This is a genomic window from Neobacillus drentensis (assembly GCF_036962765.1).
GTDB lineage: Bacteria > Bacillota > Bacilli > Bacillales > Cytobacillaceae > Neobacillus > Neobacillus drentensis_C.
The window spans coordinates 4,049-4,285 of record NZ_JBALOS010000355.1; positions in this window are offsets into that span (position 1 = coordinate 4,049).

Here is a 237-nt window from a genome sequence, read left to right on the forward strand (position 1 = left end):
GTAATTTTACACAAAATATCATTTTTATGAACTTCTCCTTAAGTTATAACAACCTTATTTACGAAAACAGACAAAATAAATAATTAAATTTGAATTTCCTTCAAACCGATTGGGACCTAGACTCGTTACCTTTAACGAAAGCCCAATAAGAATGAAGGAGTTGTTTGGAAATGAAAAAACGATTAAAGGTATTACTAGGTATGTCACTTATGTCCATGTTTTTGTTTGGTGCAGTCG